The organism is Enterococcus plantarum (genome assembly GCF_001730295.1).
Taxonomy (GTDB): domain Bacteria; phylum Bacillota; class Bacilli; order Lactobacillales; family Enterococcaceae; genus Enterococcus_L; species Enterococcus_L plantarum.
The window spans coordinates 1-17,583 of the sequence record NZ_MIKA01000010.1 but is presented as its reverse complement, the minus strand read 5'-3'; the positions used below and the strand labels follow the sequence as shown (position 1 = coordinate 17,583).

Below are 17,583 nucleotides of genomic sequence, written 5' to 3'. Positions count from 1 at the left end.
CGTGAAAGGAATAGTATGAAAATGAAAAAAAAGAAAATATATAAACTGTTGTTAGGATTTTTACTCATAATATCTCCACTACTAATTTTTTATTTGGAAATAAGTAATAGTACGATTAAAGCTAGTCCAGGTGTAGTTCCTATTTTACAATCTCCTGACGTAACTCAACTGGATCTTCGTGGGAACATTGTCGGAGGAAATGAGAACGTAAATTTCAAAGATGCAATTCCTATACAGTACATGGGGGAAAGTCGTAAAGACGATTTGACAGTAACACCAGAAGGTCAAAGCGAAGTAAAGGTTAGCATGGCCTCAACTTATGATGTCGGATCCGTATTTAGAGTAGCTAATTCTGGATTTTATAAAGGGAAACCAATGACACTTGCATTTAAAAGCAATAAAAGGATGAGAATGCTTGTCGCGTCAGATGGGGACGGGGAGTACATATCGCCATATCCAACTGGTAATTCGGTCTCCTCTAGCAATAGTGATCCTATATATGAAATATGGGTTGAGGATTTTGAAGGAAAGGAAATTACTGATCCTAAAGTGAGATTTGTTTTTCCTTTTCAACAAAGATTATTAGGAAGCCAATCAGGCAATTCTTATGCATTGTATCAATTGTTCGGTTCGAAAGATGGTATTGGTAATTTATTTGTACAAAAAGACGGGAATTCAAACCCGTTGAATCCTCAATATATTGGTGTAGATCTTATTAGTAATACATTTAATCTTGTCTTGACAGGCAGACCATTGAAGGCGAAATATAACTATATATACAGTCCGAGTGAAATCGGACACTTATTTTACGGATTGTCATCATATAGTGGTACCTATCCCAATGGGACAAAATTCACTAACGTCACAGAAAATACAGCTGCATTTTTACCGAGTGGAATTAATATGTTAATCCCACTATCTAATGGAGTTCCAAATGCATTAAATAGTACAAACGATGATACAAATAACTTTTCTGCAAAAATCGATTTTACTCAATCGTTATATAAACAGTCAGATGATTCATTCTATCCAGATAGTTTAAAAATAACTTTAGATGTTTCAAAAATGGGTATTCAACAAAGTGTAGATAACATAAAAGTTTCTGACAAAGATGGGAATAATATTACACAAAAAATAGGTGATATTGTTAATCAACCTAATGGCACTTTAGAGATGACCTTAAGCAAAGCTTTGCTACAAGAATTAGGCGACAATGTTCTTACCTATTCATCGGAATACCAGATTGATCGAACGAATCCTGATCTTTTACAGTACTACGATACGACAACAGGTTACTTCAGCTTCCCTTTTACAGCAAAAAATTCAGATTCAACTGATACAACCACCGGAATAGTTAAAGTTAAGATGCCAGCTCCAACTGCAGATCCAATCCCGCAAACTGTAAAAATTGGATCAAGTACCGAGGACTTAAAAGCGACAGATTTAGTGACAAACTTAAGTAGTGTAGTACCCAATGATACAGTTGAAGTAGTAGGATTTAAGGAGACAAAAACCTTCTCGACCGAAGGCAGTGATAGCGCGGTTGTTCAAATCAAAAGTAAAGAAACTGGACTAGTAGGAGAAATCACGATACCCATTAAGGTTGTGAAAATCCTAGAAGAAGCACAGTTATCTTGGACGACTGATAAGCTAACGGACGTAGAGAATGAATCTGTAGAAGGCGCTACAATTGCAGAAGCTTTTTCTAAGAACGTGTATTGGCAAACACCACTAGAAAACCGACAATATGTCATGGTGACGACCAATACAGATACAGGGGATATTGTAACAACCCAACCTATCACAAATGGAGCGTCTATAGGGATCTATCAAGAAGAATTGCTAGAAATACCATCGAGTGCTATAACTAGTGGAATCAATCACTATTCAGTTGCTATATATGCAACTGATGAAGCTGGGGCGAAAACGGGCAATGCTCTTTCAACCATCAAACTTACGCTGACCGTTTCTGGAAACATAGTAACTGAGCAGGCAAATCTCTCTTTTCAAACCGATGATATTGTAACTACAAAAAAAGAAGAATTAGCTAGTCCAGTTAAAGAAGCGCTTAATGAGACCTTTTATTGGCAAACGATTTTCAAAAATAAACAATACCAAGTAGTTGTCAAAAAAGGTTCAGAAATTATCTACCAACAAGTTGCAACGAATAGTTCAACAGGAGATAATAGCTGGTTGCAGGAAAGTGTGACGATTCCAGCAGATAAATTGATGATTGGCGAGAACAAGCTGACAATCGCTATGTATACTTTGGATGCAGACGGAAAATTATCAAGTGATCCATTATCACAGATCGATTTAACGGTCACAGTTGTGGATGCAGTTCTATCTTGGAGTAGCAGTTCAGTAGTGAAGCAAAAAACAGAGAGTTTAGATAAATCTACGATGAGCGATGTTTTAGTTCAAAAAATTTATTGGCAAACAAGTGTAGCCAATAGAAACTATTTGCTTATTACTAAAGATGCGAGTGGTAAGACCGTTGCAAGTCAAAAAATCGTAAACGATGCTCTTGTTAGCAAATACCAAGAAGTTTCTATTAACGTGCCAACTGAAACGTTGAAGTATGGAAATAATACGTTCTCTGTAGCTATCTATAGGATGGACTCTTCTGCTTCAGCAACAGGTGATGCTTTAGATTCCTTAAGTTTAATAGTCAATCTAAGTGGCTCTCTCCAAATAGTTTCTATTCCAGATGTAATCGATTTTAATGTACAGACTTTAAATCCTAAAAAATTGATTCGTGTAGATGACCCCTCAGTAAGTGGCGATTTAGTTATAGCGGATACGCGAGATGGTATAAATCATCAATGGGTTGTAAAGGTTAGTTTAACAAAACCGATTCAAAGTGCAGGTGATACTGGAGTGGCAGTTCTTTTACCAACTGCATTAAAATACAAACCTGCTAACAAAGATGAATTTACTGTTACTTCAGAAGCTCAAGAAATTCTGTCTGAAAATGATGGCTATGGAAAATTTAATATCAGTTCAGAATGGGGCAGTACTAAAGAGAGTAGTGGATTCAAATTTGAGACGTCACCTGCAAATATTGCGAAAATCGGAGCCTATACAGGAGAAATAACGTATACGATCTCAGATACGTATGAACCATGAGAGGAGAACAAGGATGAAAAAATATAAGAAAAGACATTTATTCTTCCTATTTTTAAGTTTCGTACTACTTTCTAGTTATTTCTCGAGTAACACTGTTCACGCAGATGGCTCAGTAAGTACGAAAGGCGTTATTCAATTATATTCTGATACTGCTTCGGATACTTCATCAAGTAGCACAACCGTACCAGATCAATCAAACGAAAAACCAAGCTTCCCCAGTACTGGGGAAGTCGTTTTAAAAGGAGTAATACAGATCGGTATTTTTGTTATTGTTTTCGTTCTTTTTATTTTCTTTTTACGAAAAAAAAGAGAGGAGAAAAACAAAGATGAACAGTAATCTAACTAGCATAAAAGTGGTTGTGGCCATCTTTGTAGGAGTAATGCTAAATCCGATTGTCTCGTATGGTGTTGAAAGTGGTGCATCACTTACTTTAGTTGGAGGAGATCCAAATAAAGGCGTGTTGGATCCAGAAGACCACACGAAAATCGTTGATCCTGGAGAGATTATTTCTACCAAAGGACCTTTAAGACTCGATTATGTTCCGTCGTTTGATTTCGGAAAGACAAGGGTTTCAAGAAAGACAATGGCTGCCAAAGCAGATGCTCAATTACTACATCAAGGATCTGGACCAAGGGCGAATTTTATTCAAGTATCAGATTACCGCAATACGCAAGCTGGATGGTCACTGCTAGTTCGGCAAGAACATCAGTTTCGAGATGATACAAAAGCTAATGCTAGTTTAAAAGGCGCAACATTGTCATTTGATAAAGCATGGTCTTATTCTTCTTTGGGTCAAGCATATGCACCCTCTGTTTCGAAAGAGACCATTGTTATGAACAATATTGGTGATACCTATCCTCTAGCTGAAGCAGAGCCAGGAAAAGGGATGGGAACGTGGAGCATTAGCTTCGGTGCATCTGAAACAAATCCACTCAAACAAGCGAATACATTAAATGTAAAGCGCGGTAAAGATAATAAGATAGAAACAAACCCATCATTCGAAAACCAGAAAATATATGAGAATGATGCTATACAATTAACCATTCCAGCAAGCACTGCGATTCAAGCTGGAAATTACTCAACGGTGTTAACTTGGATAATTGCCGAGTTGCCATAAATAAAAAAACATTTTGGAGGAAACAAGAATGAAAAATTCAACAAAATTAGCAAGTGCTGCACTTGTTACAGCAATAAGTTTCGGGGCTTTAGCACCACAGGTGGTAAAAGCAGATGGAAATGTCTTGACAGGGAAAGGTAAAATCGAATTTACTAGTACGTCAACTTCTTCAAGTACAACCCCAACGAACCCACCAGGGGGTAGTAATGGCGGAAGCAATGCATCTGGAGCTTTAACAGATAGTTCAGCTGGTAATACTACACAAGTAGGCCCTTTTGGTATAAGTTATGTAACTAACTTGGACTTTGACAAGCATTCAATCGTGGCTAGCGCTGCAAATGCTGAAACCTATTGGGCGAACACATGGGTAGCAAATGCTGGAACTACAAGTGAGATAAAAAACTCGAATTTCATTAAATTTAAAGATACACGTGCAGCACTAGATCATACCTATGAAGTTGCGGCAAAAATTACTAAACCATTTACAGCAACTGTAGGGACTAATAATACAGCTGTTACTTTAAACGGAGCAACAATAACTTATACAAATCCAAGATTGGTTGCTGAAACAGGAACTGAAGCTTCATTGGCTCCTACTGCAGGCTTAAACGCAAATGCAGTCGTTACAGGAGATGCATCAACTCCAATCGTATCAAACGTAAATACAGCTAACGCACCACAGTTTACAACAGGATATGGTGAATGGTCATTATTATGGGGTGAATACAACTCTGATGCTGCACAAGATACTTCTGCTAAATCTATCCAATTAACTATTCCACGTGGTTCACAAAATGCTGTAATTCAAGAAGGTGCTTATACAGCCGAAATTACTTGGACTATGTCAGATACACCTGCGTAAAAAAGAATTTATTATGGGGGGCTGGTTGCGAACCAGCACCCTTTTTTAAGGAGAGAAACTATGCGTAAAAAAAATAAATACACATATTTTATTGTAAAATTTATTGCCATTTGCTTTTGTTTCTATTTGCCTATGAGTGCAAATGCAGAAGAATCAGGTTCGTTTACATATAAAGTCAAACATCCAGAAAATCAACAGTCAGATGCTGGATATTTTGATTTAAGAATGCTACCAAATCAAAAACAAACAGTTCAAATTGAATTGACAAATTCATCGCCTACACAACCCGTTACCGTAGAAGTAAAGCGTAACGCTGTTAAAACAAATAGTAACGGAGTACTTGAATATGGTCCTAACACAATTAAAAAGGACAAGTCTGCGGTAATCGATTTTGACACTATTGTAAATGTTCCAAAAAGTGTGACGTTAGCAGGTGGAGAAAGTAAAACTATTGATATCGAGATTCAGATGCCGGAAAAATCTTTTGACGGGGTTGTTGCTGGAGGAATTCAACTACAGCAACAAGAAAACGATGAAGAAAAAAAACAACGTGAAGCACAATCTGGCGTAACAAACAGATACGCATTTCTTGTAGGTGTTTTATTATCAGAAAGTGATGCAAAAGTGCCATCTGAGATTACGTTTAATTCGATTTATCCAGGACTTTCTAATTATAGAAATGCTGTTTTTTTGAATTTTAGCAATACGGCAATGGCTTTTACTGGAGATGTGAGTGTTGAATTTGATATTCGTCAAAAAGGATCGCAAGATATTTTATATGACACAAAAAAAACGGATATGAAAATAGCTCCTACGTCAATGATTGATTTTCCGTTGCTTTTAAACGGAGATGAAATGAGAGCTGGTAACTATACAGGTCATGCGGTAGTAACAAGCGGTGATCAAAAGTGGGAATGGGAACAAGACTTTGAAATTACACAAGAGGATGCTGATAAATACAATAAGCAAGATGTTAGTCTAGTTCAAGAACAAGGAATCAATTGGCAATTTATTTTGCTAATCGTTGGTGGTGGAGTAGTTCTACTCGTAGTAATTTCACTCATTATTTATTTTGTTAAAAAGAATAAAAAGAATAAAAAAAGAAATAAGTCAAGCAAAAGTAAGAAAACGAATAAACGAAAGAAAATAAGATAGTCGTAAGGAGCGAAAGTAGATGTCGGGGTTAGATTGGTTTATAGTTGTTTCTATATCAAGTGCAGTTCTGTTATTTGTACTAGCCTTATTTTTTCTACTTTCTTTTATTCAGTTAACTAGAAGATGGAAGACTCTATCAAAAAAGCGAGTGAAAAATAAAAAAAAACGTCGTAAACTAAAACGACAATTAGCGAATATTTCCAAAAAAAGAACTAGAAAAATTATTCAGCTGTCAATCTGTTTATTTATTTCTTTGATTATATTAAGTGGTGGGCTATATGGCCGCTATTATCAATCATTGCATCTAAATGCAGATGATAAAGAGATAATCTCACAAAGTTATTTCGTGTTAGAAGAAGTAAAAGCAGAGTTATCGAATATTAAATCCGGTTCAGATGTAGACAAATCTCAACAGAAATTGAAAGACATGTTGAGTATGTTGGTCTCATATACGTCAAGACAGCCTTCAACAACTTTGAGCGTAGATGGACAACAACAACTAAGAAACTATTATAAAAAAGCGACAGAATTGGGCACCAATTTATACGGACAGACAACGGCTCAATTAAATGATAGCAAACGGATTGATGGGTTTTTAACAGATATATCTTCTTTACAAAAAAAACAAAAAGAAATTTTTGAAACCTTTGGGATCAGTAGTGATTCTGTAAAAAAACAAAATTGACAATCGAAAAGAGTAGCATCGACTATTCTTTTCGATTTTATCTAAGTAAAGTAATGAATAAATAGAAGGAGCAGATTATGAAAAAAGCGAATCCGCAATCAGCATATAGAGTATGTATTTTTCTTCTAAGCATTTTGCTTCCTATAGTCATTATGGGTTGGGTATATTATCAGAATGGAATTTATTGGGGAAGTAAAACAACTATGCTGGCGAGTGATGCGTATCCTCAATTATTAAATTTTTATTCGAACTTTCATGATGTATTAATAGGAGAGCAAAGTGTTTTTTATACTTGGGGAGGCGCTTTAGGAGGGAATTTTTGGTCATTATCGGCTTATTATTTAAATAGCGTATTTACATTTATCGTTGTTTTCTTTGATAAAGTAGACATGCCTGAAGCGCTATATTTGATAACGCTCTTAAAATTTGGGGCAATCGGGGGCAGTTTTTATTGTTATTCACAACACAATTTTTCTGTAAAAAAATGGATTAGTTTAGCAGTGAGTCTTTGTTATGCATTAATGAGTTTCAGCGTAGCGTATTCACCTATCAATATGTGGTTGGATGCATTAATTTATCTTCCGCTAGTCATTTGGGGGATTAATAGAATACAAGAAAAACAAAAACCTTTTTTACTATTTATAAGCTACACTTTGTTATTTGTTTCTAATTTTTACTTTGGTTTTATCGTTGGTTTTTTCTCTGTATTGTATATGTTTTTACGCGTATATTGCTATCCAGTGTATAAAAAATCTATACTCTCGTATTTTATTACTTCTTTACTAGCTGGTGGAGCATCTATGGTCGTTATTTTACCATCAATTATTGATCTTCGGACAAATGGAGAGACGCTTTCTCCAATCAATCAACTGATTACACCAGATATTGGTGGCTGGGATTTGATAGTGAAGCAATTTGTAGGATCATATGATACAGCGAAGTTTGAAAGTGCCCCTTTTATTTTTGTGGGGATATTGCCGCTACTTTTAGGGCTATTCTTTTTTTTCAGTCCGCAGATATCAAAACGTAAAAAAATAGGAAATGCTTTGTTAGCTGGTTTGCTCATACTTAGTGTGTATATCTATCCGCTTAATCTGTTCTGGCATGGATTTCATTTTCCTAATATGTTGCTTTTTCGATTTAGTTTTTTATTATCCTTCATGATTTGTTTTTGGACACTACAAGTTATAGAAAAATGGCGATCAACTAATTTATCTATTTTTATTAACTTTAGTATTGGTACTATGACTCTTTTTTTAATCACTTACTTTTTAATGAATCCAAAAAGATATGATTATATACAAGCGAAAAATGTGCTGTGGACACTCTTTTTTTGTCTCATTTATCTAGTCGGTATCTATTTACTGCAACGTTTAGAAAATAAAAAGAAGAACATTTTGATTCTTTTCTTAATGTTCTGTGTCATCGCTGAAATGACTGTCAATACGAAACAAATGGTCGCTGGTATCGCAAAAGATTGGGGATTTCCCGAGCGTACAATGTATAGCGAAAACTATAAAGACATTGAAGGCTTAGTGGATCAAGCAGATAAAAAAATGGCAGCATCGGGTTCATTTCAACGAATGATCAATTTAAATCCAATTAGCTTAAATGAAGGGTTTAACATAGGGTATAGCGGGATTAGTCAGTTTTCTTCAATACGTAATCGTAGTGCCCTGTCTTATCTAGCACAAATGGGGTATCGTTCTGAGGGAACGAACTTAACAATACAGGCTATAAACAATACCCTTTTAATGGACAGCTTTTTAGGGGTTGATTATATAGTAAGTCAAAAAGACCCATTACTATTTGGCTATGAAAAGGAAACACAAGCTGGTAATTATCAATTATACAAGAATAAGTACGCATTACCTTTGGGCATGTTGACGGATAAAGGGATATACGATAAAGAGAACGTCTCTAATCAGTCTGATTTATGGAATTATCTATCTGGAAAACAGGAGGAGTATATCCGTTTGACAGGTCTCGATAATGAAGTAGCGACAAATACGGTTGTCACTCGTGAAAATAATTATGTGACGTACTCACAAGAGCAACCAGGAAAAAATATGACTATTGAATGGGACGTTTCAGTACCAGCAAATAGCCAAGCGTATATTAGTTTATATACTCAAAACAATGCAATGATGAAAGATGTTAATACCGAGATCACAGTGCAAGGTCAGAGTTCCAATTATGAAATGAGTAAGGTAGGACAATACTATAACATCGGCTATTATGAAAAAGCGGCGTTAGTACATGTAAAACTTACATTTTACGGTTCTGCAATTGTTCAATTTCCCGAACCAGATGTTCTATTAATCGATACTGAGAAGTTTGAACAATCGGCAAAGGGAATCCAAGAAAAAGGTGTCCCACTTAAAGCTGAAAAAAATCGTGTATCAGGAAATGTCAAAGTTGATACAGAGGATGTACTATTGACAACAATTGCGTATGATTCTGGTTGGAGAGCCTATATCGATGGAGAAAAAAAGAAAATTCAATCATTTGAAAATGGATTAATCGGCATACCTATCTCTAAAGGCCAGCACAGTATCGAATTGATCTATTACCCTAACGGTTTATTTATAGGAGCTGGAATAAGTTGTATAAGTGTTTGTATATTTATAAGCAGTTACTTCTGGAAAAAGAGAGGGAAACAATACGAATGAAAAATAATAAAAAGATACTGATAAGTGGAATAGTTTTAATTATGCTTTTTCTAGTCGTAGGATGCAATAGCAACAAATTATCAGATGAAACGACCAAAGTGGAAGGAAAAGGAGCAACATATAGCTTTCGTTTACCTTCTAGTTGGAAGAAACAAGCAGATTTTAAATCGCTTTATGGAACCCAGGCAGTATATGGTGCAGAAGATACAGTGAGTAATTCCAATATGGCTGTAGTGATTGTCTCAAAAGATGACATTAAAAAAGATGGGTTTGGTGAAAAAACAAGGAAAGATTTAGCTGCTCAAAATGGATATCAGGATGAAAAAGATGTTTATTTTGTTCAAAAGGAAATAAATGGAAATGATGTCTTCAAGTATAGTTTTGAAACTATTTTTAACAGCAAACAAGTGTGGGCTCATTATTATAGCATTTTTACAGAACATGCCGTTATACAGTTTCTTTATTATTCCGCCCAAGATTCTTCGTACGAAGATAGAGTGAAAATAATTGATGAATCCATTGAAACGGTGAAAGAAGTTAGCTATAGTGCTGAAAAAGCTGAAGAAGAGGCTAAAAAATCAAAAAAAGATGAAGTTTCATTTTCTACCGATGAATATGAGGTCAATATTATTGGTTTGGGTACATTGAAAAATGATGGTGATGAGTTAGTTGCTTTACGTTTTTCTTATAAAAATAAAACACCAGAAGCTCAGCTTGCAAATGTGTGGGTAAAAGATATTGAGTTGAACCAAGCTGGGAAAGTGTTAACAGAAACAATCTTACCGAAAGATAGTGTAAATTATGATATTGTTCGCTTACAAGATAGCACGGAAAGTTCTGTACCAAAAGGTGAGACCAAAGAAGGGGTATTGCTATATAAAGTGAATGGTCAAGCCACTATCTCACTGACTTTAGCTGAAGGCATACAAAGTGAACAAAATGAATATGCGTTAAAATTACCTCAGAAATAAGGATAGGAGAAAAGTAGATGACGAAGATGAAGCTTGTTATTGAATTATTACTTTTAGGATTGTGCCTGACAGTTATTATTGGCTGTACCAATCAAAAAAACGAAAAAACGTCACTTTCTTCTAAAGAAGAGAAACTTATATGGCAAGGTAAACGAACTAAACCTTTTGGCGTATACGACTATAAAAAGTTGTCTTCAAAGGAAGAAGCAACAAAAATATTAAGTGATAAATTTCAAGTGTCATTGTCTTCTTTTTATGATATATCTAATAAACTATTAGATGAAACTAGTTTTTTTAAAGACTATGAAAAGCAGATGACAACATACGATATTATCGCAAAAGAAGACATATTAATAGTTGATCAGACCACTTATTACGGTTCGTCAACGATACCAGAGTTAGTCAGATCCGTCATTCAAATGACTTACAAAGTAAACACGGAAAGTGAAATAGTAAAAACAACAAATCAACAAGTCACTATCACAACAGTTGCTTCGGAATCTCCCAAATTTTATGCTTGTTTAGCTGATATAAGTAAACAGATGGCATCGAATATCTTTTTATCTAAAGGAGATGAAAAGATAAACAGTGCGCTTAAAAATTATCCAGAGCAAGATGAACAACGGAAAATGGAGTCAGTTAGTCTATTTCCTCAAAGTAAATCGGAATCCCCTTTAATGAAAAATATAAAATTATTCTATAACGCTAGTGGTAAAGTAACAGAGTGGAATACTACTATTGAGTCAGAGTAACAAAAGGAGCGAATTGAGATGAATAATAAGACTAAACAATTATTCACTACTTTTGGGACTTACGGTCTTTTTCTGTTCCTGAGTGTGTTTAGTATCTACTGGGTATGGCTAAAAGGACCAACATATTTTAATGGAGACGATCTTGCTTTTCATTTAGCTAGGATTGAGGGCTTATCGCAGTCAATTAGTTCAGGTGAGTTCTTACCTCGAATCAATTATTTTTTAGCCGAAGGAATGGGTTATCCAACAGGTATATTTTATCCTGAACTTTTCTTATATCCAGCAGCGATTTTACGATACTTTGGTTTTTCCGTTGTAACAAGTTATCAATTATATTTGATACTATTAAATTTTATCACGTTTGTTATTGCCTATAATTGTTTTTATTCAGTGAACAAATCAAAATGGGGCGCTTTGTTATTTTCTGTTATTTATGGTTTGTCATCTTATAGGATGAGCGATGTCTTATATAGAGCTGCAATAGGAGAAAGTTTAGCCTTTCTGTTTTTTCCTTTAGTCTATGTAGGAATTTATCAAATTATATATGGAGACAAAAAAAAATGGTGGATACTTGCTATTGGTATGACGGGGCTAGTGTATAGTCATCCACTCAGTGCCCTTTTATCTTGTATCTTTTTGCTAGTATATTGCCTAATTTCTATTAGACCCTTGTTCAAGGATAGGTCCCGCTTACTACGTTTAGTATTAGCAACAGGTGCGGCAGCATTATTGAGCGTAGATGTTTATCTTCCAATGCTAGAACAAGTGTTATTCCAAAGATTGCGTATGCAGGATGTATCGATGTTTTATCTTGCCAAAGAAGCGCAATCTATAGGAGAATATTTGTCAATTGCCTACAATAACATTGGATATAATAATATTGGAATACTCATTCCAATAGGATTGCTAATCGGTCTGATTTACTTAAAAAAAGAAAGCAAAGAAAATCAACGCTTACTATTTATTGCGATACTATTTTTTTTCTTAGCAACGAGCTATTTTCCACATGCGTTATTCCATGGCACATTTTTTAACGCTATTCAGTTTCCCTGGCGCTATTTCCTAATTGTAACATTTTTAGTTTGTTGGTTTGTAGCAGATAGTCTGGTTAAGGTAAATAAACTTACTTTTAAAACTAGAACTACCTTGATAGGTTTATTATTACTTTTAACGATTGGATTGAATCTTCAAAATCAACTACAGTTAAATAAGTTCAGACCAACCACAGCTAAACAATTCGAGCAATTGGATGGAAATTCGCTTGGTTATGGAAAGGAATTTTTGCCAAGTGGCATGGAAGCCTGGGCGACGCCAACGAGTTTATTATCTGAACCACAAAATCATGTTGAAATCACCAATATGTCTAGAAATAATAATGCTTTCTTTTTACATTATAATGTAAGTTCTTCCACGAGGCTAATTTATCCGATTCTTTATTATAAAGGATATGTAGCTGAGGTGAACGGGACAGAAAAAGCAGTTGAAGATGCAGAAAGCTATAAAGGGACTAACATGCATGGATTAGTACAAATTACTGTAAAAGGAAAAGGTACAGTTTTGGTGTGGTATAAAGGAACAATTATTCAAAAAGTAAGTCGATGGATAAGCTTAGTTAGTTTAATGTTATTTTTCTTTTATATTGTTATCTTGCCTAAGGTGACAAATCACAAAGACAATAATCAGCGCACGTGACAATCGCTTCAATTATAATCGATTTAATTCTGTTTAAAAAGAAATAGGTTTGAACTATTAGACATAACATAATAAATGGAGACAATCGTTGAGAAAGTCAAAAAAATAAAATAAATACAGAATACTCACGGATTGAACTACTTAAACTATGAAAGTAAGTTTAATCTAGTATTCTGATATTTCCTAGTAAACAGACCTCCGAAAAAGTAAAAAAACTTAAAGAAATAGATAAAAATTTTATGAAAAAAAACTCAGTTTTCTTGCCTAAAAATAGATAGTGTATGGCGAGAATGTGCAGGGGAATCTAAGCAAGAATTTCTTCCGTTATCTTTGCGATAAAAGATGATACATAAAGGAATCTGAGAACCAAAAGAGAATTAAATATGAAAGGACGATATATTATATGTTGAATCTAGGAATAATACAACAAGAAATAAAAGCGGATGCGATGCTGGATAGTTTGTTAGAGCTAGAAAATTGTTGTGTAAGCACTGTGGATAAAAAAGAACAGTTACAACAATTGGATGGATTAGTAATAGTGATGAAAATAAAGGATCAAATAGCTAGTGTTATTGATTGGTTAATTGCGTCGCAAACAACACCCACTTTATTTGTCTGGATTTTTTCAGAAGTTGAATTGGAACATGAGCAGATGATGATGATGAGTTTAGGAGCTAATGATGTAGTGATATCAACAGCGAATTTACCTCAATTATCAATTATCATAAAAAATACATTTTCTAGATTAAACGGTAGGATTTCAGAAAAAATAAACCATTCTTCAGAAAAATTCTTGAATGAGAAGAATCGAACAGCATATATTAATGGTGATGAGATCTCTTTAACTAAAAAAGAATTTGAACTTTTAAATATTTTGTATGAAAACAAGAATACGACCGTTCATTACGAAGAATTAATGGATAAAGTATGGAAAAATCATCCTAAAAGCAACACCTTTTTGATATCGAATACAGTATTTCATATACGGAATAAAATGAAAAAAAGTAAAAATTTCGATATAAAGACTACACGTTCTAAAGGATATATGCTAAAAATCAAAGAGAATGAAATGGAGTAATTAAGAGATAGAGGTAGATAAATGCCGATAAAATAAAGAGAAAAAAGAAGGTATGTTACTGAAACTGCTAAGAAATGTCTACTTTTAAATTTGGGAAAGCGTATCAATTGTTGGAAACGGTCTACTAGGAGTATAAAAAAATTTCAATATAGCTAAACTAGCTAGGTTTTACTACTTCTAATTAAGAAAAAGCATAGCGGTTCAGTTCTTCTTCCTTGTGAAGAAAAAAAATAGCAATTAGTCTTTGATAGCATGTGGTGTGAATAGGGTAGTCATTTTTTAGAATAGTTTTTTCCTGTTCTAAAGTTTTGCTTTTACTTCTGTAAACTTCATTTTATTTTTTGGTGATTGGCCATAATATTTTTTCCTTTCGTTGTACTGCCTGCAGATAAACAGCATGTCATGAATTAGAATTATCTATTTTATTAGTATATATCCAAGGAGCTCTTTTTAACAGAAATATGTGCCAAGTGACATAAGACAGGCATTATCTACAACGTAAGGAGGTGAATTTTTTTTAAGAATGATCATGTCACGTATAGGAGAGGAGGAATCAAATGAAAAGGAAAAAAACTGTATTTTTACTTACAAGTTTTATTGTAGTAGTAAGTATGTACTTATCTATGAGCACGTCATTGATCAAAGCAGATACACCTAAAGAGGGCAATGAAACGCTTAGCTTACGACAAACTGTTTCAGAGATAGCACAACCAAGAATGAAAAATATTGAAGCCTATGAACTTACTGCGAATGGTACGGGAATTGTTGCTAAAAATATAGCAAAAACGATGACAGATATCCAAGGTTACAATGGTGATATTGCCGCAATCAAACAAATGATTCTCAAAGAGACAGGTGCCAAAGCATACGGGTTATCCGGGGGATCTGTAGTGGATGTCACAGACAGTATCCAAGTATCTGACTTAAAGGGACTAGAGACCGTTTCATCGAATGATTTGCAAGAATTTCATTTAACGCTAACAGTACCGGCGACTCAGTCAGGAACAGGTAGTGCGTTGAGTAGTGACGTCATCGTATACATTGGAAATGTTGCAAAGGTAAGTAATTGGAGTCAATTAGATGCTGCAATACGTGGAAATACAGCAACGGTTATTGATATCCAAAATTCATTTAGAAATACTAGTAGTAGCCGTTTAGATATTTTACTTAATAATACGAACAGGCCTAGTTATGTAGTTTTGGGTAATGGGTACTCTGTTGATTTTATTAATTATTGTTACTATTGGGCAAATAATCCAATGAGTAAAACGATTACTGTTGATAATCTGAATATGTACGGTGGTAATTATTATGGGCCTTTTTCTATGACTGGAACCAATGCTTTGGGATCAACTGTTACTTACAGAAATATCAATTATACAGGATCTCAGATTACGGCCAGCTTTCAAGCAATAATACGTTTGGAAGGGGTAAATAATATTAAATCCAAGGCCACAACCTATCAGTCTTTTGATGGAGTGGTAGTATCTATTGTTAATCCTAATCAATCAGGATTAGAGTCTCATACTTTAATTTTTGCCGAAAATTCTACCACTACGATTGAAGTAGAAAATGGGGATGGAGTAATTTTAGGTAGCTATATGTCTGATTATGCCCCTGTCGCTACTATACAACCATCTCTAACCATGGAAAAGAATGCAACAGCCACGATTCGAACTTTAGGAAATGGTGGAGAAACAAATAGTTGGGGAACAGCAGGCGGAAGTCTTCCATCCGTTATCAGTGTACAAAGAAGCGGGAAAATAGATATCGGAGAAAATGCTGCTTTAAATGTTGAAACGGCTGATGGAACGACACGTGTACCAGTTCGTCTTGGTTATCTATCAGCGACATCGCAATGGACGACGAGTATCAATCTTGAAGACAGTAGTAATTTCAATGTAACGATCAATGGTCCTATTAGCAATACCTACTCTCGTGCAGGATTCATGCTTCAACAAAATTCAGCAATCAATGTGGGAGATAATGCAGAGATGGTCATCAATGCCAATCAAATGACCACTGGAGCACCGGTTATTTCTATGGGGCAAAATGCCAAATTTGATGTCGCCCAAAAAGGAAGTCTCGTCTTGAACAAAAACGGAGGAACTGGTCGTCTTTTGGATCTTTCAACGGGATCGAAATTCCAAGTAAAAGACCAAGGTGTGACGAAATTCATCTCTACTAATGAAGGGGCCTCTACCAGTTCAATGATTTATGGTGGAAGTGGGTCATCCTTTATCATTGGTGATAAAGGAACATTTGAGTCTGTGATAAAAGATGGTACAGGCGTAAGGAATATGTTGGATTTTGGTAGTAACACGACATTCCAGTTTTCAAACGCACAAAAAATTGATTTGGACTCACGTGGCAATACTAACGTAAATCTGATTAATATGACAAATCCAGGTACGTTTACTGCGGATATCCAAGCAGTTTCTGCTTGGAGTAAAGCAGATGCTAGCCAAGCAACGCCAACTTTCCATTGGATACCAATGTATGGTATGTCAATCAAGTACAATGGTACTACTACAACAAGTGTAGTAGGAAATAGTATTACTAGCGCTATTCAGAAAAGCTTTGTAGATAATTATCGGACAGAGAATTTTTCTAGAATTGTATACGACTATATTCCAGATGTTCTTGTAGGATTTGACCAACCAAGCGACAATAAGACACTGGAAAGTGGACAAAAACTAACGGGAACGGTCAATAATAATGCACTGATGCTCTTTTATCTTGTAACGGATGAAAGTGATCCAAGTACAGATATCCTATTGACAACACCTACTGTTACCTCTCCTATAAAAGGAGATGCACGTAAATTTAATACGATCGCCGATAATAATGGGAAATTTACATTTGATTTACCAAGTAGTGTGACGTTAAAAGCAGGCCAAAAAATCAAAGCATACGCTTGGTTAGATGGTAAAGACAGCTATGCACTTCAAACGGTCGCAGATAAAACACCGCCCGAAGGAGAATCTGTCAACTATCAGGTTGCGTTGAACAGCCCAACACCACCAGCAGATAAATTCGTAAAAAATCCGACTGATTCCAATCCAACACCACAAAACTTCACGTATGCATTTAATGCTGAAACACCACAATCAATGGTCGATGGCTTTATGAGTCAAATTGGCGAACATACAGTGAAAGTGGATTTATTCGATGAAGCAGGCAATGGGACGACCATCGTATCAAAACTTACAGTGAATAAAGTAATAGACGGTTCTGATTTTAATGCACCGTATAAGGACATTCGTGACTTATCCGATGATCAATTAAAAAGCTATATCCTTGAGCATAGTCAACCAAGAGCTTACAAAATTAGTGATGGGCAGAAAACAGATATCAGTTCTTTGATAAAAATAACTGATTTTGGTGGATTGAATGAGACTGAAAATCTTCGACCTAAAGCATATCCAGTAACATTGACGATAAAAGCAGCAGATTCAGGATTAGCAAC

At 35.0% G+C, this 17,583-nt stretch carries 12 protein-coding genes; all 12 read left to right on the top strand.

Annotation, left to right across the window (positions count from 1 at the left end; all coding sequences use genetic code 11):
- The first annotated feature begins 15 nt into the window (after window positions 1-15).
- Complete coding sequence (locus BCR22_RS05005) at window positions 16-3,129, top strand: hypothetical protein (protein WP_167351506.1); 3,114 nt, start codon at window positions 16-18, stop codon at window positions 3,127-3,129.
- 13 nt (window positions 3,130-3,142) lie between these two features.
- Window positions 3,143-3,466 (top strand): LPXTG cell wall anchor domain-containing protein, encoded by a 324-nt coding sequence (locus BCR22_RS05000; RefSeq protein WP_069653885.1) that lies wholly within the window; start codon window positions 3,143-3,145, stop codon window positions 3,464-3,466.
- Complete coding sequence (locus tag BCR22_RS04995) at window positions 3,456-4,247, top strand: WxL domain-containing protein (RefSeq protein ID WP_069653884.1); 792 nt, start codon at window positions 3,456-3,458, stop codon at window positions 4,245-4,247. The genes BCR22_RS05000 and BCR22_RS04995 overlap by 11 nt, the downstream gene beginning before the upstream one ends.
- Window positions 4,248-4,275: 28 nt before the next feature.
- The gene (locus tag BCR22_RS04990) at window positions 4,276-5,109 is read left to right on the top strand and encodes a WxL domain-containing protein (protein WP_069653883.1); all 834 of its coding nucleotides are present in this window, start codon (window positions 4,276-4,278) and stop codon (window positions 5,107-5,109) included.
- A 60-nt stretch (window positions 5,110-5,169) separates the two neighbouring features.
- Window positions 5,170-6,264: a WxLIP family cell surface protein gene (locus tag BCR22_RS04985; protein ID WP_069653882.1), complete on the top strand. Its 1,095-nt coding sequence runs from the start codon at window positions 5,170-5,172 to the stop codon at window positions 6,262-6,264.
- Between the two features lie 19 nt (window positions 6,265-6,283).
- Window positions 6,284-6,949, top strand: a complete 666-nt coding sequence (locus BCR22_RS04980; RefSeq protein ID WP_069653881.1) for a hypothetical protein — start codon at window positions 6,284-6,286, stop codon at window positions 6,947-6,949.
- Between the two features lie 77 nt (window positions 6,950-7,026).
- Window positions 7,027-9,621 (top strand): YfhO family protein, encoded by a 2,595-nt coding sequence (locus tag BCR22_RS04975; RefSeq protein ID WP_069653880.1) that lies wholly within the window; start codon window positions 7,027-7,029, stop codon window positions 9,619-9,621.
- Window positions 9,618-10,592 (top strand): DUF5067 domain-containing protein, encoded by a 975-nt coding sequence (locus BCR22_RS04970; RefSeq protein ID WP_069653879.1) that lies wholly within the window; start codon window positions 9,618-9,620, stop codon window positions 10,590-10,592. Before BCR22_RS04975 ends, BCR22_RS04970 begins: the two co-directional genes overlap by 4 nt.
- Window positions 10,593-10,609: 17 nt before the next feature.
- Window positions 10,610-11,344: a hypothetical protein gene (locus BCR22_RS04965; RefSeq protein WP_069653878.1), complete on the top strand. Its 735-nt coding sequence runs from the start codon at window positions 10,610-10,612 to the stop codon at window positions 11,342-11,344.
- A gap of 18 nt (window positions 11,345-11,362) precedes the next feature.
- A complete protein-coding gene (locus tag BCR22_RS04960) occupies window positions 11,363-13,036 on the top strand; it encodes a YfhO family protein (protein ID WP_069653877.1) in 1,674 nt (557 codons plus the stop codon).
- 403 nt (window positions 13,037-13,439) lie between these two features.
- Entirely contained in the window at window positions 13,440-14,114 is a 675-nt protein-coding gene (locus tag BCR22_RS04955) for a winged helix-turn-helix transcriptional regulator (protein ID WP_069653876.1), read from the top strand.
- Between the two features lie 557 nt (window positions 14,115-14,671).
- Window positions 14,672-17,583, top strand: a 2,912-nt coding sequence (locus BCR22_RS04950; protein WP_141706535.1) for a pectate lyase-like adhesive domain-containing protein, incomplete at its 3' end; no start/stop codon positions are given.